We start from the raw sequence: 19,491 nt of genomic DNA on the forward strand, positions 1-19,491 counted from the left end.
GTATTCGAAAAGCGGCTTCTGCCCCTCATCGAATTCTGCTATCCCGCTGATTTAGCGGAAGTATCCTAGGATCGCTGATGGCGCAGAGTTTGCGATGGACAGCGCCTGAATGCCCAGCTGCTGCTTGACCTGCAGCGACTGGAGACGCGCACTTTCCTTGGCGAGATCTGCGTCCACGAGATTGCCGATGCCCTTTTCAAGCGCATCGGAAAGCTTGCTGATAAATGTGTTGTGGATCTCCAGAGACTTTGAACCGGTTCCAAGCCGCGCCAGCGAGGCGTTGAGATTGTCCAGCGATGTCGCGATCTGTCCTGCGATCACATCGGCCTGGGTGGCCGTGGCGAAAGACGATGTGGCGGAGATGGTCAGACGCGTGCCTGTCAAGGACAGGTCTTCGGCCTGAACGGTGATGGTGTTCGATCCGTCTGCATTGGCGAGGGCGGAAATATTGCCCGCACCATTGGAGATCATGTTCGTGCCATTGAACTCGGCATTGGCGACGATCGTGCCAATCTGGTCGCGCAAGGCCTTGAAGTCTTCATTCAGCGCCGTGCGCGAGGCCGCATCGAGGGATGAATCACCCCCTGCGAGCGCCTTTTCCTTCATCTCGATGAGGATGTCGGATATCGCTTCACCCGCTGCGAGCGCCACATCGACCGTCGACTGTGCGAGATCGATGGAATTACCGACAGCCCGATAACCCGCCACATCGGCGCGCATGGATTGAGCGATGGCATAGATGCCGCCATTATCCTTGGCGGAGGAGATTGCGAGACCCGTATTGATCCGGGTCTGGACCTGCTCAAGCTCCATATTGGTCTTGTTCAGGTTCTGCAGGGCGATCATCGCACCCGCATTGGTGTTGATTGTAGCCATTTCTTGGCCCTTCCCATTCTGGTCATGATGCCGGCGTTTTGCCCGCAGGGACTTCTGTCCCACCCCCTCATCAGCAAGGGCGGGGCCAAAAAAGTTTCCAGCGAATTAGGGAATGGCTTTAGTTATTGATATTATTGATAATAATATTCTTGCATTCAAAACGAATCAAAATATAGGTCGGCAAGACCTGCCGGGCAAAGACGGATTCACGGGGAAATTTTTGCCGGGCGGTCAAAGATTCCGCCCAATAAGCGATTCAAATGATTCAGAAAAAACGGGGCCGCTCCGTGGTGGAGAGCGGCCCCGGTCTTCTTACTGGAAGAAGGAGAGAATCGCCTGTGGCCGCTGATTGGCAATGCCCAGCGCCTGGATCCCCAGCTGTTGCTTGACCTGCAACGACTGAAGACGGGCGCTTTCTTTTGCCAGATCTGCATCCACAAGATTTCCGATCCCGGTTTCCAGAGCATCGGTCAGCTTGCTGACGAAGGTATTGTGAATGCCAATCGCCTTCGACTGCGTACCAAGCCGTGCCAGGGCTGCATTGACGTTGTCGAGCGAGGTCTCGAGCTGGCTCGCGATATTGTCGGCCTGCGTCGCCGTAGAATATGACGCATTGGACGCAATCGTGATCAGCGCGCTTCCGGCTCCCAGAACAAAGTTCTCGTCTTGCACCGTGATCGTGTTCGACCCGTCCGCATTCGCCAGTGCGGTGATCTGCGCTGTCGAGTTGTTGAGCAAATTGGTCCCGTTGAATTCGGCATTGGCGACAATCGTCTTGATCTGGTCGCGCAGGGCCGTGAAGTCTTCGTTCAAGGCGGTCCGCGAGGCCGTATCCAGAGATGTGTCAGCCCCTGCCAGCGCCTTCTCTTTCATCTCGATGATGAGATCAGAGATCGCCTCGCCTGCCGCGAGCGCAACATCCACGGAGGATATCGCCCGGTTCAGCGAGTCGGTGACGGCACCATAGCCGCTCACCTGCGAACGCATCCGCTGGGCAATGGCATAGATGCCGCCATTGTCCTTTGCACCGGCCACTTCGAGGCCGGTATTGATGCGCGACTGGGTCTGCTCAAGCTGCATATTGGTCTTGTTCAGATTCTGCAGTGCGATCATCGCACCTGGGTTTGTGTTGACTGAAAGAGTCATTATGGGGTTCCTCCGTTCTGGAAGTGAAATGACCCCGCCTTTTGCGGAGTCTCCAGGACGTTTTGTCCTGCCAGCGAAGGCGCAAGAAACGCGCCACGGGCGAACAGCGACCCACGGCTCTTTTATCTTTATTTTCAGCGCCTTGTAGGCTTCAACTTGCCCACCCGGCAATAAGTGTCACGTCAGAAGGCGGCAATCTGTGCCGATAAGGCAGGTCTCGCCTAGCTTGGTTCACGAAATTGCCCACGCTCAGTGGCACTGAACGTGGGCAGGGCAATGCATCGTGGCAGGCACGACGCGCCGGCAATCACGCCTAATCGTTGGCTGATGGCTTTGGCACACAGTGTTTTGTGTTGATGCCCGCAAAGAGCAGCCACAGCGCAAGCACCCATTCGAACAGAGCGCCCGGCACGAAGAAGAGCATGACCTGCTCTGCCAGAGCCGGATACAATACGATCGACCCTGCCAAAGTGCCGATCACGGCATAGGTCAGAATGCCCCAGGCGGACAGCCAGCGCGGAATGAAGCGCGAGCGGAAGAACAGGGCAAAGAAGATGACGCCGCCAACGGCCATCGGGATCAGCAGAAAGTAGATCGCCGAGCCATAGACATCGCGCAGGAACATCACGAGGGCGTTTTGCTCCTCGCCTGAGAAACCTGCACTCAGTTCCGGGTTCACCACTGCCGCAAAAGCCGCATATTTAAAGATGATGAAAGCTGCGCCCATTGCGGCCTCGATCAGCCGACAGAATGCTGCCGTCATGGCCCCACCCTGGCTCAATGGTTTCAGGACGACATACATCGCCGCCGCTGAAATACAGACGAAGGTGTACATCACTGCCTCGGCCAGAAAACTTGTCCGGAACAGGAATTCGAGAGACTGCGACGCCGCACTTTCACCTGAAAGCGCGCTGAGTGATGGAATAGGCCCGAAGGTGATGTAGAGGCCGGCCAATGTATAGATGACGTAAGACAAGCCGGCCAACCGAGCCATTCGGCGGGCGGCTTTTTCGGTGTGTTGTGTAAGCATGGCGTTGCGCCTCCTTCGAACAATCAATGATCCAGACCGGGTTTGATCCCGGTGATCAGAAAGTGACGGAGGTCAGCTTGGCTGTCGTCCGAATGGGGCCATTCGGACATCGCAATGATCAGGCTATCGCCTATGCCGCGTCGAGCGAATGCGTGCGACGGGCGTTTTCGCGATACGTGCTCGGCGGTGCGCCGACATGTTTCTTGAAGGCGGCATTGAAGGTTGATCGGGAATTGAAACCGACCTCCAGAGCAATCTCGAGAATGGAGAGATCGGTCTCCTCCAGTAAACGCCGGGCTTCGTCGGCTCGATGACTGTTCACAAAGTCAAAAAAGTTGACGCCGAGATGCTGGGAGAGCGTTTCGGAAATATGGTTCTTGGTGACTCCGGTGATATCAGAGAGCGTGCGAAGTGACAGCTCGCTATCCGCATGGAGCCTGTCTGTATTCAGGGCGCTGATCAGCTTGGCGGCGGTGCGGCTCATGCGTTCGTCGGACAGGATGGGCTGCCGTGTCTGGGCTTTGGATATCTGCTCAAAAAGCAAATCGGGTTGCTGCAGGCCGAGATAGGCGAAAGCCGCGATGGCAAACGTCTCTGTATAGGCCAGGGCGAGATTGAAGGCGGGGATCGAGGTTCCTGTTACCCAGAGCACCTGCTTGATGGCGAAAAACAACCACGCGACCGCGAAGACCAAAAGAATGGCGCGGAGCCAGTCGAGGGATTTGCGTTCGATATTCGCGAATTGCGCCATCATGGTGCGTCGATGACGCATCTGGAGCCTCAAGGCCGCAACAAGATAAATCGCCGTAAAGCCGATAAAGACGACAAGAGATGCCGTACAGGTGAATATCGCCATCCGGAAATGAACGGGATTCCGTGTCGCGGGGTCCACCAGCGCCAGCTTCTCTTCGGCGCTTAATGCTCCGAAAGGAATCCAGACCAGAATGATGAGTGCCGGGCCGAGAAGCCATAGCCAATCAAGGCGGCCAAAACGTGGTCTTTCCGGCGAAACCAGAGCGCGGGTATAGAAAAAGACGGCCGGGCCCAGCGCCATCTTGATCACGGAATCCACACCGACAAGATGCGGCGCGAGCTCATAGGCTCCGGAAATGATGAGGAGCTGGCCGAGCACGTGTATGAGAAGCGTTATCAATACTGCGCCGAAGAAAAAGATACGGTCCCGCCGCTGACCTGATTGGCTCAAGGCCTGAACAAACGCAAAGGCGATGGAACCGGATGCGATGGCGTAGGCGATTGTCAGGAATGTGTCGGACATGGTGGTTATGTTTCAACGGATTACGGCTCAGCGCAATCACTGATCCGGTCAAAGCGATCTCGCACTGACGGACAACGAACGGCTAGACTACCGCCACGCCCTAGCCCGCCACAGGTTCCGGCGCGGCTTGAGTCTGGGGCTGAAGCCCCTGCATAATGGTCTTGTTGATCTCGATCAATATGTCGATGTCCGCGCCCTCGCGCATGACGGCGGAGGAGTGCTTCGAGACAAATATCGACAGCGAGATAATCGCGGCACGCAGGCCCTCCGGCAGCTTGTTGTCGGATTCCGCGCAATCAATGGCAAAGGCGCTCCAGACACGGCGATTCCAGTCGAGCGCTTCGGAGCGCGTTTTCATGTCGAGGACATCAGCCTGGCTGGCATTGATGAGCGAGCGCGTCACCTGCGCAAACAGACGATACTCTGTCGAGCGCGGATCTTCGGCCCGCGTCGCGGCGTTCTGATAGGCATTCAGAGACACTATTTCAGCCTCTCGTCTTCATATTCGATCAGTTTGCGGCAGCGGATCAACGCCTTGTAATGCTCGCCGGCCATGACATCGCGGGAAACCGAGACGCATTGCTGGAGCACCTCCGGGGACGAGATCGCATTCATGAATTCGGTCATGCGCAGGACGAACTCGTCATACGCCTTGTCGTCCGGCTTGTCGGACAGATACATGACCATGATCGGGAAATAGACGCGGCGCGCCGGCGTGGTGACATCGCGCTCATGCATGATGTCCTTTTCGCGCAGGACCGAGGCCTTGTTCTGCAAAACCAGCGTCGCGCGGCGGTCGCCATTCTGCATGACGGCGCCATTGAGCACGAATTTCTCGCCGGGTTTCAATGACAATTTGAGCGGCATTCGCCTTCCCCTCCTCGCACCTGAAACCGGTGCGTTGGGGCAAGCTAAGCCGGGCAAGGTTTAGAAAGCGTTTCGCCAGTGTGCAAAGCCCCGAAAAGAAATGTGCCGGGCATCGGCTGATGCCCGGCACACGTCGAGACGTACGGCAGATGCCGCGTTCTAGTTGGGGCTGAAGGGGAGCGAGGAGTGGTGCAGGACGATCTGCAGCTCGCCGTCTTCACCGCGCACATAGCCGAAGCTGTATTCCACTTTCACTTCATTGCCTTCGGTGGTGGTGAAGAAATAATTGCCCATGGACATGGCGCTGTCTTCATCGATGATGGTGCCCTCGTTTTCCCAACGAACATTCGTGTAGGGCGCAATCGCGAAACCGCCATCTTCGGCGATATCGCCACCGACAAAGTAGGACAGCGCTTCGTCAAAATCGCCGCGGAACTGGTCTTCAGCAGCCAGGGTCGGCTTGAACAGTACGTCATGCTCGCCATAGGCGTAGAAGCGCTCGATATGGGCGGTTGCCGCGGCGGTGTAGTCTTCTCCTGCCGTGTAAGCGGCCCCGATGGCAACAATGCCTTCACCCCAGGCTTGCTGGGCGGCGGCGACTTCTTCGGCCGTGATGGCATCGCTTGCAAAAGCGGCGGGCACCAGGGCTGCGCTGGCAACGAATGCGGAGAGGATCATTTTTTTCATGCGCCAAGTCCTTCTTAGCTGGCTGTGAACTTCCGCGAGCCGAAATAGGAAGGTGTCTGTGACATTACCAATGGAATTTATGCCCGCGATCGATAACCTGAAGGCATTGATCGAGAGGCTGATGGTCCATGCGCCCCACGCTGAGGCAATTGCAATATTTTGTCGCTGTCGCCGAAGCCGGTGCGTTCGGGCCGGCGGCCAAGACCCTGCATGTCACACAGCCCAGCCTGTCCAAACAGATTGCCGTGCTCGAAGCCGAGCTGGGACTGGCGCTGTTCCAGCGCACCTCGCGCCGCGTGGCACTCACCCGCGAAGGCGACAGCCTGCTGGATGCGGCGCGCAAGACACTGGATGCGGCGCGGACCTTTCGCGCTGAAGCAAAATTGCTGGCCGGTGATGCGCGGGTGCGATTGCAGGCTGGCGTTCTGCCCTCGGTCGGGGCGTATTTCATGCCCAGTTTTCGCGAGCGTCTGCAGACCCGCCTGCCGGATGTCCGGATTTCCCTGACCGAAGGCCCATCGACGGAACTGACCAGCCGGCTGAATTCCGGGGATCTGGATTTCGTTATCGCGTCGGCCAGCGACGCCGCCGGGCTGGAACGCCTGCCGCTTTTTGACGAAACGCTGTGGTTTTGCAGCCATCCCGACGATCCGCTGATGGCCAGCGACGCCCCGTGCCCGCTTTCCGAGTTGTGCGGGCGCCAGATTCTGACCCTGTCATTCGACTTTCACCTGGCCCGGATCGTCCGCGATCTGGCGGCAAAAGCCGGCGCAACGATCAGCCCGGAATATAGCGGGGCCAGCCTGGATGCGATCCGCCAGCTTGCGGTGAGTGGCGATGGCATTGCCATTCTGCCCAGCCTGTATGCACTCGGGGAAGCCATCCGCGATCCCTCGCTGCGGGTGCGCCGGATTGATGATCCAGCCGCCATACACCCGGTCTATCTCTACTGGCGGTCATCGGAACCGAACACATCATTCTACAAGCGGCTGGCCGAGGAGATGATCGCGGAAAAAACAAACATCCGGATGTCACGTATTCCCCGGTTTCAGTTCTAGCCGGCCATCACCATGCAATGACCTGCCCGTCCCAGGCGAAAGCCTGGCCGCTGTCCGACGCCTCCAGGCCGGACAGCACACCCAGCAGTTTTTCCGCAGAGTATTCAGGCGTGAACAGCTTGCCCTCCGGCACGCCGCGTTGGAAGGGCTCCGACAGGCCGGTATCGACCGTGCCGGGGTGGAGGCCCACACAAATGGCCTGCTTGCGCTTGCGGCCGAGCTCGATGGCGAAGTTGCGGATCAGCATGTTGAGCGCCGCCTTTGAGGAACGGTAGCTGTGCCAGCCACCGAGGCGATTATCGCCAATCGACCCGACCCGCGCCGACAGCGCGGCAAAGATCGCCGCTTCATCGCGCGGCATCAGATCCAGCAGGTGTTTGGCAATCAGCGCCGGACCAATGGTGTTGAGGGCGAAGACCTCCGCCATAGTGGCCGCATCCAGCTCGCGCCAGCTGCGCTCCGGGCCGAAGGTGTCGGTGTGCAATATGCCGGTCGTGACCAGAACAAGATGAACCGGACCGTCCTGCCCGATAGCTTCGGCTGCTGCTTCTATGGAGGCTTCATCACTCAGGTCGAAGGCAAAACCGGTTATTTTATCATCATTTTCAGGAGCGTTCCGCGCCCCGGCCCAAAGCCCGGCGCAGCGGGGATCATCGGCAAGTGCGGCGACCATAGCCGCGCCGATGCCGCCACTCGCTCCGAAGACAACGGCGCGGTAATTTTCCGGCAGATTTTCCAGCATTCGCTTATCCCTCGATCTGTCCTGACAGCAGCTAGCGCGCGTTAACCCGGCATCAAGCGAAGCAGGCCTTGCTGGGCAGGAATTCTGTAATTTCCGGAGCGCTTGATGTCCGACCTGAAACTTGATGACTTGCTGGCCAAACCCGAAGAAGCCGCCAAGCGCGACCTGACCGATGCGGCAAAAGTCGATACCGGGCCGGACTTCAAGGGGGCGATCGAACGCGCCAGTCCGGCCGAGCGCAAGAAATTGCGCAAGATGGCGGAAATCCTGAAACGCGCGGTGAAGCTGGCGCATTCCGGCCATGGCGCGCCCGCCGCCAAGCTGGCTATGCGGGCGCTGGACATGGACCCGGAAAGCGCGCTCGCCAATCATGTGATGGGTGTTGCACTGGAAGAGCTGGGCCGGCTTTCCGTGGCGCTCACCTTCTACGAACGCGCCCTGAACAAGGACCCCAATTCGCCGGATATCTATCAGTCACTGGCGATGACGGCCTGGAAGCTGGACATGCTGCCCGTGGCCGAGAAATTCCTGCGGATTTTCCTGCGCATGCAGCCGGGCAATGTCGATGGCACGATCAATCTCGCGGGCATTTTGCGCGATCAGGGCAAGTTTGATGACGCGGTTGAGCTGTTGCGGACCACCATCTATGCCAATCCCGAACATTTCGATCTCTGGAATGCGCTGGGCACGGTGCTGATTGAATCCGGTGATCCGGTGCAGGCCGCGACCTTTTATCAGGAAAGCCTGCGCATCAATCCGGAATTTGCGCGGGCCTGGAACAATCTGGCCTATGCGCACGATCTGGTCGGCGATTCCCGCGCCTCGATCGAGGCTTTTGACAAGGCGCTGGCGGTCACGACCAGCCTGAAAGACCAGGCGATCATGCGCCATGGCCGCTCGCTCTCCTATCTCGGCGTGGGCGATCTGGAACGCGGCTGGGCGGAATATGCCGTGCGGCTGGACCCGGATTACAAGGACGCCACCCTGTTTGAAATCAGCCTGCCGCGCTGGGACGGGACCGACCCCGCAGCCCTGAAAGGCAAGACCGTCGTCATGGTCGGCGAGCAGGGACTGGGCGACGAAGTCATGTTCATGAACACGGCGCGCGATGTCATCGAGGCCATCGGCCCGGACGGTGAATTGCGCATTGCCTGCGAGAAACGCCTGCTGCCGCTCTTCCGGCGCAGCTTCCCCGGCCTGATGATCGAGGCCCATGCCTCGGCACGCGTCGAAGGCCGCGACTGGCGCGTGGCAGAAAGCGTGATCAAGGACAAGCCGGCGGCCGATCTCTGGTTCCCGATGGGCAATGCCGCGCGGGCATTTCGGTCTTCACTGGACGCCTTTCCGGAAACGCCCGGCTTTCTGACCGCCGATCCGGAACAGGTGGCCCACTGGCAAGCCGAGCTGTCAAAACTCGGCGGCGGACTGAAAGTCGGCCTGCTCTGGAAATCACTAAAAATGACGGCGAAGCGCCAGAAATATTTCTCGGCTTTTGAAACCTGGAAGCCGGTGTTGAACCTGCCCGGCATCACTCTCGTCAATCTGCAATATGGCGAGGTCGAGGATGATTTGGCCCGGGCGGAAAAGGAATTCGGCGTCAAAATCCACCAGCCTGCTGATATCGATCTCAAAATGGATCTTGATGGCGTCGCCGCGCTCGGCAAGGCGCTGGACGTGATTGTCGGTCCGATGAATGCGACGGCGAACCTGACCTGTGCGGTGGGCGGCGAGGCTCTCATTGCCACCCCGACCGCGCAAGGCTGGTCAAAACTCGGCAGTGACGGCCTGCCCTGGTATCCCACCGCCCGCCTCTTCCACGGCAAGACGTTTGGCGACTGGGCCACCCCGATGAACGCCATCGCGGCGGACCTCACCGGACAGGTGAAGCGCGCGAAGGCGGCTTAGTCTTCGATAACGGTTACATCTCGGCGCGTCGCCACATATTGCCAGACACCCTCGATCACCGGGCCATTGACGTAGCGATAGTCCTGCGAGACGACAAAACGGTCCTCGGTAATGTCCGAGAATGTCAGCGTGGTTTCGAACGGGCCGAATTGATCCTGACCGGTCGGCCAGGTTTCAACCATGCGGTCCTCCTGCCAGACGGCGGTCGCCCCGGCGGAGGCCTGGGAGCCCGCAGGTATCCAGGAGACCGCCCAGTTTTCGTTCACCGGGTCATAGGTCCGCATGGTCGAGCCGATGAAACCGGTTCCATTCTCGAACTCGACCCGCATGTCGGCCTGGAGCGTGTGACCCTCGTGAACTACATAGACATTCATGACGCCCGAACCCGGCAACAGTGTCTGATCCGGCAACATGGTGGCTGCTTCCAGATCCCAATCGCCCAGCAGGAAGTCATATTGAGCGGTCGGCTCGGGTGGCATGTCGTCCGCTAGGGCATTCGTTGAAAACGCCACGCAACTGGAGATGGCTAGAGCTGAAATAATGTTTCTTGGCGCTTTCATCAGATCCTTCCTTTCGAACAAGGCGTCATCTCAAAGGGAGAAACGAATGGCTCGTCTGGCGCACGGGTACGAAAAGTCGACCCGGACAAATTCTTGCCTGCCAGCCAGAAGATAGAACATTTCACCCCGTTATCGCCAACAAATTAGAACCGCATTCCACATTCAGGCCAATGACAATAAGTTGATCCACCCCGGCAAGCCGCGTCAGGTGCGATTTGATACCACCCGGTTCAGTGCCGGCAGCGCGATCCGATAATGTGGGAGATGCTCAGGAGCAGGGCAGAAGCGATCGTTGCGGCCTGTTCCATCGCTTCTGCGATGTCCGCCAGCGCCGCGCCAAACAGGCCTGCGACCGCTGTCACTCCCAGCAGGCGCACGATGATACCCGTGCGATCGCGCCGCCACTGGCGCATGGCGAGCAGGAGAAAGCCCGCCGCCATTGTTGCAAAGCCGAGATGGATCCATTCGTTCTCGAACCAGAACAGGCCCGGCGCCAGAGCAACCAGAAGCGGCGTTGCCAGACAGTGCAGAACACACAAGCCCGACACGCCGATACCCAGGCGATCATAAAATGACGTTGCGACAGGCGACACGGAGCGGGATGATGTCACGGATTGCATTCCTGTAAGATGACAGGGTGTTTTGTTATGTTATAACATATACGATATCAACCTCATTCCCGCACAATGGTGTCTTTGATGAGCCTTACCTTTTTCCTGACGACAGCCCTTTCGACGACCGGCCTCCAGGGCGATGTTCACGTCCATGGCCACGGAAGCGCCATGATGGCTGCCGAGGATAATGGCCGTGTCGAGATCATTCTGGAGATCCCTGCCGAGTCCCTCTGGGGTTTCGAACGCAGCCCGCGGACCGACGCCGAGCGTCAGGCCATTTCGGATGCGCGAGATGTTCTGGGCGGTGAGGTTTTCTCCTTCTCCGCGCGCGCTGACTGTCAGCTGCTCTCGGCAGAAATCGGTGACGATGACGGACATGAAAGTGATGGCCACCATGGATCCGGGCATGACGATTCGGGCCATCACGATGTCGAGGTGCACTATGTCTTCCAGTGTTCCGGTAGCGCCGAGATAGACGAAGTCTCAACCACGCTGTTTGCTCACTTTGCCCGTCTGGAAGAGCTGGAGAGCGTTTTCGTTGATTCCTCGCGGCAAATCGGGTTTGAGTTGACAGAAGAAAGAAGCCGCTACCCATTCCCGCGATGACCGCACCTGCCATTTCTGTCAGCCATCTTGAATTTGCATGGCCGGCTCGCCCGCCATTGCTATCAATCCCGTCGTTCGAGCTTGCGGCCCGCGAACACGCATTGCTGATTGGCCCCAGTGGCTCCGGCAAGAGCACATTTCTGGGACTGATTGCCGGCGTGACGCGTCCTCAAACCGGCGAGTTCAGCCTATTCGGCGAGCGCATGGATTTGCTGGGACCCTCCCGGCGCGATGCTTTCCGCGCGGATCATATGGGCGTGATTTTCCAGCTCTTTAACCTGCTGCCCTATCTCAGTCCGATCGAGAATGTGACCCTGCCAACCCTGTTTTCGGCGGCGCGGCGAAAGACCGTCGAAGCGACGGGGCGGTCGTTGCGCGAAGAAGCCCTGCGCCTCCTCGACCGTCTCGGACTGGATGGCGACCATGCGCGAAAGCCGACACTGGAATTGAGCGTCGGCCAGCAACAGCGCGTCGCCGCGGCGCGCGCCCTGATCGGCAGTCCCGGTCTGGTGATCGCGGATGAACCGACGTCCGCGCTGGATCACGAAGCGCGGGATGCCTTTCTCGACCTGCTTTCCGAGGAATGTGAGAAGGCCGATGCCGCGCTGTTATTCGTCAGCCATGACCAGACGCTGAAAGCCCGGTTCTCCCGGTCGATTGACCTTCGCGAAATCAATCAGGTGAAGGCGGCCGCATGAGATTTCCCCTGCTCCTGCTCGCGATGAAGAGCCTTGCCAATCGCAAGGTGTCGATCCTGCTGACCCTGCTTTCCATCAGTCTCAGCATCACCCTTTTCCTGGGCGTTGAGAAAATCCGCGACGGCGTACGCGAAAGCTTCAACTCCACCATATCGGGAACAGATCTGATTGTGGGCGCGCGGGGCGGCTCGGTGAATTTGCTGTTGTATTCGGTTTTCCGTCTGGGAGACCCGACGGCGAATGTCAGCTGGGAAACCTATGAGCTGATAGCGACCGCGCCGAATGTGGAGTGGGCGGTTCCGATCTCACTCGGTGACAGCCATCGCGGCTATCGCGTCGTGGGCACACAACCATCCTATTTTGACCATTATGGCTATGGTCAGGACCAATCGCTTTCCTTTGCGCAAGGCGGTCCTTTTGCCGGCATTTATGAAGTCGTTCTCGGCGCGGAGGTTGCGGCCCAGCTGGACTATGATCTCGAGACCGAAATCACGCTGTCGCACGGGATCGGTGATGTCAGTTTTTCCGAGCACACCGGACATGAGTTCCGCGTCGTGGGCATTCTTGCGCCGACCGGCACACCGGTTGACCGGTCCGTGCATGTTTCACTGGGCAGCATCGAAGTCATTCATGGTGGATGGCAGACGGGCATGGCCCCCACGTCGGCGCCAGCCAGCGTCGCCGGTGACGACGAGCTGACGCCGGAAAGTGTCACGGCCATTTTTGTCGGCGTATCATCTCCGGTGCAGATCCTGCGTTTGCAGCGCGACATCAACACCTATCAGGGCGAGGCCCTGTCGGCGATCATGCCGGGAGTGGCGCTCGGCCAGCTCTGGCAAGTCATCGGCGTCGCAGAGCGCGCCTTCTGGGCGATCTCCATTCTGGTGGTACTGGTCGGGCTGACCGGCATTCTCACCGCACTGTCCGCCAGCATCAATGAACGGCGCCGGGAAATGGCCGTCATTCGTGCAACCGGCGCCCGGCCCAGCGACATTTTCCTTTTGCTGATCGTCGAAGCCGCCATGGTCGCTTTGATCGGAACGGCGCTGGGTATTGTGATCGCCAATCTCGCTTTTGCCGGCCTTGGCGTTATAATATCACAACGTTACGGGATCAGCCTGCCGGCCGGCCTTGGCCTGCTGGAAGCCTGGTTACTTGTGATTATGCCCTTTGCCGGTGCCACCATGGGCGTTTGGCCCGCTGTGCGGGCGCTGAGAAATGCCTTGTCTGACGGGTTGTCGATCAGGCTGTAAACAATAACGGAGTTGTCCGGGTCATGAAATCTCTTCTGCGCGCCGCCTTTGCCGGAACCCTGGTTCTGGCCCTTCCCGCCACGGCTCTGGCGAAGCCGGCCCTGTCCGTGTCGCTGCTGAAGCAGGATGATGGTGCGCCGCACGCCGCCCAGCCGATACCGCCGCGCGATGATTTGCCCGAACCGGACGAGAACGGCATCACCACAATCAACTGGGACCATCTGCTGCCGGACGGCGAGATGCAGCGGATCGAGGAGTTGTACCGGGCCGCTGACTCGATCATGGGCATGAGCCATTTCGGCGGCCAGATGCCACAGATCGGCACGTTCAATACCGAGGCGGGCCTGATTGGCCGGACCATCCGCATGCCGGGATTCATCCTGCCCCTGCATTATGATGTCGGCGGTACGGTGAACGAGTTTCTGCTGGTGCCCTATTTCGGTGCCTGCGTGCACACACCGCCGCCGCCGCCCAATCAGATTGTCTATGTGACGACGGAAGAACCCGTATTGATCGAAAGCATGTGGGACCCTGTGTGGGTGGTGGGCGAATTGCTCGCCGAGCGTAATCAGAACGGCATGGGCGATGCGGCCTATACGCTGGTTCTGCAATCCCACGAGCCTTACTGACCCTGCTGACAGATTGCCGTAGACGTCAACGGCACCGGCGGCTTTACCCGCACATTCACCGCCCTATGCTTTCAGCGCAGACACAGGGAGCGGGATTTCATGCGGTTTGAAGGCACAGACGAATACGTCGCAGACGGTGAATTGCAGGCAGCGGTCAATGCCGCCATTGCGCTGGAGCGGCCGCTTCTGGTGAAGGGTGAACCCGGCACGGGCAAGACCGAGCTGGCCCGGCAAGTGGCGCAATCCACCGGCGCAAAGCTGATCGAATGGCATGTGAAGTCCACGACCAAGGCCCAGCAGGGGCTCTATGAATACGACGCCGTCTCCCGCCTGCGCGACAGCCAGCTGGGCGATGAGCGCTTCAACGATATTTCCAACTATATCAAGAAGGGCAAGCTGTGGGAGGCGTTTACCGCCGAGGAGCGCCCGGTGCTCCTGATCGACGAGATCGACAAGGCGGATATCGAGTTTCCCAACGACCTCCTCCTGGAGCTCGACCGGATGGAATTCCATGTCTACGAGACCGGCGAGACCATCAAGGCGGACAAGCGGCCCATCGTCATCATCACCTCGAATAATGAGAAGGAATTGCCGGACGCCTTTTTGCGCCGCTGTTTCTTCCACTATATCGCTTTCCCGGACGAGGCGACGATGCGTGAGATCGTGCAGGTCCACTTTCCGGATCTAAAAAGCCGGCTGTTGTCGGAAGCGCTCAAGACCTTCTTTGAAATCCGCGATGTGCCGGGCCTGAAGAAGAAGCCCTCAACGTCCGAATTGCTCGACTGGCTGAAACTCCTGCTGGTTGAGGATATCGACCCGGACCTGCTGACCGAAAAAGACCCGAACAAGCTGATCCCGCCGCTTCATGGGGCTCTGCTCAAGAATGAGCAGGACGTGATGCTGTTTGAAAAACTGGCCTTCATGCATCGCCGTCAGCAGCGCGGGCCGAGTGGGCCTTCAGGCCCGAGCGGACCGTCGGGGCCGTCCGGCCCACGGGCGGTCTAGTCTTCCGCGAGTAATTCCTCTGCCCGTGCAGCAATAAGAGTGCCCAGCGTTTCAAAGTCCTTTTCACGCGGGCTGCCCTTGCGCCAGATCAGGCAGACCTGGCGGACGGCTTCTGCGCTCTTCAGCGGGCGGGCGATCACGGCGCGATCATTGCGGATTTCACTGCGCTCATAGAGGTGCGGGAAGATGGCAACGCCCATGCCCATCCCCACCATCTGACGAAGACCGTCGAGACTGGTGCCCTGATAATCCTCCAGGATGTTGGCGCCGGATTGCCGGGCGATCTCCTTGACCTGCTCGGTCAGGCGGTGACCGTCTTCAAGCGTGAGAATATCGCGCCCCTTCAATGCCGCCGCGCCGACCCGTTCCTGCTGTAGCAGGTCGTCCTCGTGCGCGAGGCCCAGCATCAGGGCTTCATCAAAGAGTGGCATGACCCGAGTGCGCCCGCCGGCGGTTGGTTGCGCCGTCAGCGCCACATCAAACTGGCCGGACTGGATGCCCTCTTCGAGTGCGTGCCCCGAGGCTTCCCGTACATAGAGCCGAAGGCCCGGAAAACGCGCATGGAGCACCGGTACGACATAGGGCATCAGATAGGGGCCGAGCGTCGGCAGCCCACCCATGCGGATCAGGCCGCCGAGATTTTCTGCGCTGGAGCGCACCACGGCATCCAGCTCGGAGACGTCGGCAAGAATGCGGCGGGCCCGGGCGGCGATCAATTCACCCACCGGGGTCAGGCGCGCACCGCGCCGGTCACGTTCCAGCAGACGCGCGCCCAGGCGATATTCCAGCTGGGTGATCTGTTCGCTCAGCGCCGGTTGGCTGACATTCAGCTTTTCCGACGCCGTCCGGAACATGCCGGTGTCGGCAATGGCGATCAGTGCGGCGAGTTGCTTCAGGGTCGGTTGGGCCATGATCTTTAATTCGGTTTTTTCGATCCAATGTCAAATTTAATTCGATTTGATTGATGCAGTGATTGGGCCGATATTCGCCGTGTCGATTGAAACAGACTTGAAAACCGCAAAGGAAACAAAACAATGATTGGCCGTCTTAACGCGCTGAAATCCCGCCATTCGGAGCTGGAGAAAAAACTGTCAGAAGAACAGTCGCGCCCCCTCCCCGACAGCCTGGATATCGCGACGCTGAAGAAGATGAAGCTGGAGGTCAAAGACGAGCTCCAGCTCGCCAGGGACAGTTCTGAGGACCGTCTCCGCCGCCGCCGTCGCCGCCGCAATAGCGGCCTTGAATACCCCGGACTGGGCGTCTGAACCCTCGCAAATACCGCCCAGTTCAAAGCCCCCGCGCCTCCCCCAAGATGTCGGGGTCTGCCGGGCCGCAAAGCACTCCCCTGTCCCTTGTGCTTTGCGGCCCTTTTTGCTTTTCGCGACCGGCTTGTCTAAAATCCTCATACAAACGGAGAGTGACATGTTTCAGCGCGGCTAGATCGCGCTTCCGGGGCGACCCGCAAGCGCCAGACATTCTGACAGACTGACAGCTTGCGAGGCTTTTCATGCCCCTTTCTCCTGACCTCCTGCGGCCCGTCGAGGCCGCGCCCTCCATCGTTTTCCTGAAACCTTTGTTGAAGGACCATCCCAAGGCGTCCGCCGGGGAGTATTCCTACTTCCACTCCTTTGATGATCCGGAAGCGTTCTCGGACAACATCAAATACGCCTTCGATTTCATCGAGGACCAGCTGACCATCGGCAAGTTCTGCTCCATCGCGCACGGGGCCAGCTTTGTTCTCAATGGCGGCAATCATTTTGCCGACCGGCTCTCCACCTTCCCCTTCCCGATCTTCGGCGAAGCGTTTGGCGCGCCCGATCCCGGTGCCTGGCCCAACAAGGGCGGGATCAGCATCGGCCATGATGTCTGGATTGGCTGGGATGCGACGATCCTGCCCGGCGTCACCGTCGGCCATGGCGCGATCATCGCCACCAAGGCGGTCGTCGCCTCCGATGTGCCACCCTATGCCATCGTCGCCGGCAATCCGGCCAAGGTCGTGAAATACCGCCTGCCCGAGGCCGATATCGAGCGGATGCTGGCGCTCGCCTGGTGGGACTGGCCGGTGGAGAAAATTGCCGCGGCGTCCAACGCGCTGATGCAGCAGGATGTGGTGGCGCTTGAACAACACGTGCCTCGATAAGTCGGCCCGGAACGGCAGGCTCGCCTTGATCTACTCGTGCCGCCCTCGCTATCTTAGGTATAGGCACGTGCTGGGGGAGGTGGTGTTCCTTGGAGTCAATTCTAAAATCCGAACATGATGAAGCCGCGTTTGACATGCCGCACAGGCGACAGACGCATCTGTTGAACACGCCAGCGCTGATTGATCATCACGTCATCTGGCATGCTGATGACGCCCGGCATTTCCTTGCCCAACTAGGGAAAGAGCTCCGCGACATACCGGAAGACAAGCGCAAGACAGAGACGCCAAAGGCGCTCAAATCACTCGGGTTTTCTACCCAGCAAAACAGTCTTTTTCGCTGGCCGGAAAGGTCGAAATCCTCGACATCCGGTGACAGGCGAGGTCATGAGATCGATCTGCCGGATGCGCGCTCGCTGGTTGGGGCGTCCGTCAACCAGTTGTTTTCGCGGATAGAGGCTTTTTCCAGTGGCGGGACGACGGAGCGTTTTGACCGCTACAGACCCGTCTTCACGAACAATCTGCGCATGTGTAAGGAAAGTGAGAGAATTCGTCGCCAAGATAGTCTCGGTGAACCCAGCGGCCGGGACACGTCTCCACCCAATTGCCTGTACATCAACCGCACGCTAGCGGCGTCCGGGCGGGTCGATGATATCCGCTTTGAGATCATTGTGGATATTCATGCCGAATATCACACAGTTACCGTTCGCGCCTATCCGCTTTTGCAAAGAAATTTTGGGGGCCCCGAATTTTCAGAAGAGTGCGCGCTCGAACGGGCCGCTCAAATCCTGACGGTGCTTAATCGACGCGATCATGGTGGCTACGGAAACGGAGAGGACGAGCCGCCATTTGAAGACGCAGACAAGCGTCTGGATACGCTCTATGAGGGCTTCTGGGATGTTTTCTATCAAAGACTCCTGGTACCGGAGCCGGTGAGAAAGCATTTCAAGATGCAACGCTCGGTCTGCACAGCGCGAATTTTCGTAGCTTTGTTATCCGCTCGGCCATGCCGGAAAAGCAGCATGATGCCACTATGCACCGTCCATTCTCGCCCGAGGACGAAAACCACGCCCACCGGTCCGGCGATGCCGATTTCAGCGTCATCAGCGAAATTCCAGAGAGCCCCTATGGCGAATCCGATAATCGGCAACTGGATCAGGAGGGGCCCCATAATCTGGTCCTTCAAAGACTGCGAAGTCATGTGAACCGGCACCGACACCTGTTCGGTCGCTTTTTCGGCCTGAATGACGGCTTTCCCCATACCGAACAACTCCGTGCCGGCAATTCCGTCCTGTCAGGGCTGCTGGACGGTCTGGCGGTCTATGGCTCGGATCTCGGCGCACATACAATCAAAGGCGGCGAGCCTTATCCCCATAAACAGGTCCGGTTTTTTATCATTTATGGTGGCCCGTCACGCGGGCAATTGGGGCGGCTTCTGCGGCATATCCTCTATTGCGGCGAAATGCGCGTCATCGGATTGCGTCAGTTTCAGGAGCTCCGGGTTGCCGGCAAACAGATCTCGCGGTTTGCCGAACAGTATGATGATCTCGAAAATAGCCTAATGAATGAAACCGGCGACGGGACCTTGAGCTCGACGGACCAGCTCAAGGAACTCGATCGGGAGCTGGATAACCTTTCTCCCAACAAGCTAGGCTGGATTCGCCAAAGGGCGACCCGGTCAAAATTCTACTACAAACTGCTTGAGGACTTCATCAAGCAGCTCAGGACCGTCCGGTTTGAAGGCTGGCAGACTTACGATGAATTCATCTACTCGCGCATGCGCTCGAGTTTTCTGTCGCTGGCCGCCACCCTCGATCAGATCAATACACTCCAGGAAACTCGGCGCCGGATAGATGGCCGGATTTTAAGCGCGCGGCTGGCTCTTCACACGACCAGCCTCGATGATGGTGTCGGAGACTTGCGGAAGCTTCAGCAGAATCTTGGCGAGTTGTTCCAGACAACAAAGGATGTTCTGGAGGAATCGAAAGGGCTCCACGAAATCAATTCGCACGTCTCAAGAATGAACCAGATTCAGAATGAGATCACGTCTGAAATTCAAGCTGTTGGCGAACTCCTGGCCTTTGCCGGTTCGGCCTGGGTCTTACGAGACATCCTGATAAAATCGATCCCGAATGTATCGTGGAGTGGGTCGGGCGATCTCCCCGAAGGACAATTCAACCTTCCAGCCTTCCTGGACCTCCACTTTTTTATAACCTTCCTGATTTTTGCTGCCGGGGCCTTTGCTTACTGGCTGCGCTGGAAAAGCAAAAAGGCGCGAACGCAGGAAATAAAGGCTATCAAAGACAAGTTCAGGCAGATCAACCAAGAGTCCGACTAACGCCTCTGTACCACGGTTCAACAACAGGAGTCCGACAGTCCTGTTGGTCTGCATAGACAATCGG

22 protein-coding genes are annotated in these 19,491 nt (G+C 58.7%); 11 read left to right on the forward strand and 11 right to left on the reverse strand.

The features are described 5' to 3' along the window. Positions 1–51: 51 nt before the first annotated feature. The 7 genes from P0D52_RS08850 to P0D52_RS08880 form a co-directional block, all read right to left on the reverse strand. Positions 52–876 (reverse strand): flagellin, encoded by an 825-nt coding sequence (locus tag P0D52_RS08850; protein WP_394692298.1) that lies wholly within the window; start codon positions 874–876, stop codon positions 52–54. Between the two features lie 312 nt (positions 877–1,188). Further along, positions 1,189–2,022, reverse strand: a complete 834-nt coding sequence (locus P0D52_RS08855) for a flagellin (protein WP_394692299.1) — start codon at positions 2,020–2,022, stop codon at positions 1,189–1,191. Positions 2,023–2,335: 313 nt separating this feature from the next. Next, positions 2,336–3,052 carry a DUF4386 domain-containing protein gene (locus tag P0D52_RS08860; protein ID WP_394692300.1) on the reverse strand — a complete coding sequence of 239 codons (717 nt, stop codon included), beginning with the start codon at positions 3,050–3,052 and terminating at the stop codon, positions 2,336–2,338. A gap of 130 nt (positions 3,053–3,182) precedes the next feature. Next, entirely contained in the window at positions 3,183–4,328 is a 1,146-nt protein-coding gene (locus P0D52_RS08865) for a helix-turn-helix transcriptional regulator (protein ID WP_394692301.1), read from the reverse strand. 100 nt (positions 4,329–4,428) lie between these two features. Then, positions 4,429–4,809 carry a flagellar biosynthesis regulator FlaF gene (gene flaF, locus P0D52_RS08870; RefSeq protein ID WP_394692302.1) on the reverse strand — a complete coding sequence of 127 codons (381 nt, stop codon included), beginning with the start codon at positions 4,807–4,809 and terminating at the stop codon, positions 4,429–4,431. Beyond that, the gene (gene flbT, locus P0D52_RS08875; protein ID WP_394692303.1) at positions 4,809–5,195 is read right to left on the reverse strand and encodes a flagellar biosynthesis repressor FlbT; all 387 of its coding nucleotides are present in this window, start codon (positions 5,193–5,195) and stop codon (positions 4,809–4,811) included. The genes flaF and flbT overlap by 1 nt, the downstream gene beginning before the upstream one ends. Before the next feature lie 159 nt (positions 5,196–5,354). After that, the gene (locus P0D52_RS08880) at positions 5,355–5,882 is read right to left on the reverse strand and encodes a phosphoribosyl-AMP cyclohydrolase (RefSeq protein ID WP_394692304.1); all 528 of its coding nucleotides are present in this window, start codon (positions 5,880–5,882) and stop codon (positions 5,355–5,357) included. Between the two features lie 128 nt (positions 5,883–6,010). Between P0D52_RS08880 and P0D52_RS08885 the strand changes: the two genes are divergently transcribed. Further along, entirely contained in the window at positions 6,011–6,940 is a 930-nt protein-coding gene (locus P0D52_RS08885; RefSeq protein ID WP_394692305.1) for a LysR family transcriptional regulator, read from the forward strand. Positions 6,941–6,947: 7 nt separating this feature from the next. Here the strand turns inward: P0D52_RS08885 and P0D52_RS08890 are convergent, their stop codons facing one another. Then, positions 6,948–7,682, reverse strand: a complete 735-nt coding sequence (locus P0D52_RS08890; RefSeq protein ID WP_394692306.1) for an SDR family NAD(P)-dependent oxidoreductase — start codon at positions 7,680–7,682, stop codon at positions 6,948–6,950. 105 nt (positions 7,683–7,787) lie between these two features. Here P0D52_RS08890 and P0D52_RS08895 point away from each other — a divergent pair, with 105 nt between their 5' ends. Continuing rightward, positions 7,788–9,587 carry a tetratricopeptide repeat protein gene (locus tag P0D52_RS08895; RefSeq protein ID WP_394692307.1) on the forward strand — a complete coding sequence of 600 codons (1,800 nt, stop codon included), beginning with the start codon at positions 7,788–7,790 and terminating at the stop codon, positions 9,585–9,587. On the opposite strand, the gene P0D52_RS08900 is transcribed toward P0D52_RS08895, so the two are convergent. Then, complete coding sequence (locus P0D52_RS08900; RefSeq protein WP_394692308.1) at positions 9,584–10,147, reverse strand: hypothetical protein; 564 nt, start codon at positions 10,145–10,147, stop codon at positions 9,584–9,586. The genes P0D52_RS08895 and P0D52_RS08900 overlap by 4 nt on opposite strands. Positions 10,148–10,377: 230 nt before the next feature. Then, positions 10,378–10,758 (reverse strand): MerC domain-containing protein, encoded by a 381-nt coding sequence (locus P0D52_RS08905; RefSeq protein ID WP_394692309.1) that lies wholly within the window; start codon positions 10,756–10,758, stop codon positions 10,378–10,380. An 87-nt stretch (positions 10,759–10,845) separates the two neighbouring features. Here P0D52_RS08905 and P0D52_RS08910 point away from each other — a divergent pair, with 87 nt between their 5' ends. The 5 genes from P0D52_RS08910 (at position 10,846) to P0D52_RS08930 (ending at position 14,952) form a co-directional block, all read left to right on the forward strand. Further along, on the forward strand, positions 10,846–11,367 hold the full coding sequence (locus P0D52_RS08910; RefSeq protein ID WP_394692310.1) for a DUF2796 domain-containing protein: 522 nt from the start codon (positions 10,846–10,848) through the stop codon (positions 11,365–11,367). After that, on the forward strand, positions 11,364–12,065 hold the full coding sequence (locus tag P0D52_RS08915) for an ATP-binding cassette domain-containing protein (RefSeq protein WP_394692311.1): 702 nt from the start codon (positions 11,364–11,366) through the stop codon (positions 12,063–12,065). Before P0D52_RS08910 ends, P0D52_RS08915 begins: the two co-directional genes overlap by 4 nt. Further along, positions 12,062–13,318, forward strand: coding sequence for an ABC transporter permease (locus P0D52_RS08920; protein ID WP_394692312.1), 1,257 nt, complete (start codon positions 12,062–12,064; stop codon positions 13,316–13,318). Before P0D52_RS08915 ends, P0D52_RS08920 begins: the two co-directional genes overlap by 4 nt. A 23-nt stretch (positions 13,319–13,341) precedes the next feature. Continuing rightward, positions 13,342–13,947, forward strand: coding sequence for a DUF3299 domain-containing protein (locus P0D52_RS08925; RefSeq protein WP_394692313.1), 606 nt, complete (start codon positions 13,342–13,344; stop codon positions 13,945–13,947). Between the two features lie 99 nt (positions 13,948–14,046). Further along, positions 14,047–14,952, forward strand: coding sequence for an AAA family ATPase (locus P0D52_RS08930; protein ID WP_394692314.1), 906 nt, complete (start codon positions 14,047–14,049; stop codon positions 14,950–14,952). Here P0D52_RS08930 and P0D52_RS08935 read toward each other — a convergent pair. Further along, positions 14,949–15,863: a LysR substrate-binding domain-containing protein gene (locus P0D52_RS08935; protein ID WP_394692315.1), complete on the reverse strand. Its 915-nt coding sequence runs from the start codon at positions 15,861–15,863 to the stop codon at positions 14,949–14,951. The genes P0D52_RS08930 and P0D52_RS08935 overlap by 4 nt on opposite strands. A 123-nt stretch (positions 15,864–15,986) precedes the next feature. On the opposite strand from P0D52_RS08935, the gene P0D52_RS08940 reads away from it, so the two are divergent. The 4 genes from P0D52_RS08940 (at position 15,987) to P0D52_RS08955 (ending at position 19,427) form a co-directional block, all read left to right on the forward strand. Then, positions 15,987–16,217 (forward strand): YdcH family protein, encoded by a 231-nt coding sequence (locus P0D52_RS08940; RefSeq protein ID WP_394692316.1) that lies wholly within the window; start codon positions 15,987–15,989, stop codon positions 16,215–16,217. Between the two features lie 242 nt (positions 16,218–16,459). Further along, a complete protein-coding gene (locus tag P0D52_RS08945; RefSeq protein WP_394692317.1) occupies positions 16,460–17,092 on the forward strand; it encodes a CatB-related O-acetyltransferase in 633 nt (210 codons plus the stop codon). An 89-nt stretch (positions 17,093–17,181) separates the two neighbouring features. After that, positions 17,182–18,294 carry a hypothetical protein gene (locus tag P0D52_RS08950; RefSeq protein ID WP_394692318.1) on the forward strand — a complete coding sequence of 371 codons (1,113 nt, stop codon included), beginning with the start codon at positions 17,182–17,184 and terminating at the stop codon, positions 18,292–18,294. After that, the gene (locus P0D52_RS08955) at positions 18,291–19,427 is read left to right on the forward strand and encodes a DUF3422 family protein (protein WP_394694780.1); all 1,137 of its coding nucleotides are present in this window, start codon (positions 18,291–18,293) and stop codon (positions 19,425–19,427) included. Before P0D52_RS08950 ends, P0D52_RS08955 begins: the two co-directional genes overlap by 4 nt. The last annotated feature ends 64 nt before the right edge of the window (positions 19,428–19,491 follow it).

It is taken from the genome of Hyphobacterium sp. (genome assembly GCF_043584775.1).
Lineage (GTDB): Bacteria > Pseudomonadota > Alphaproteobacteria > Caulobacterales > Maricaulaceae > Hyphobacterium.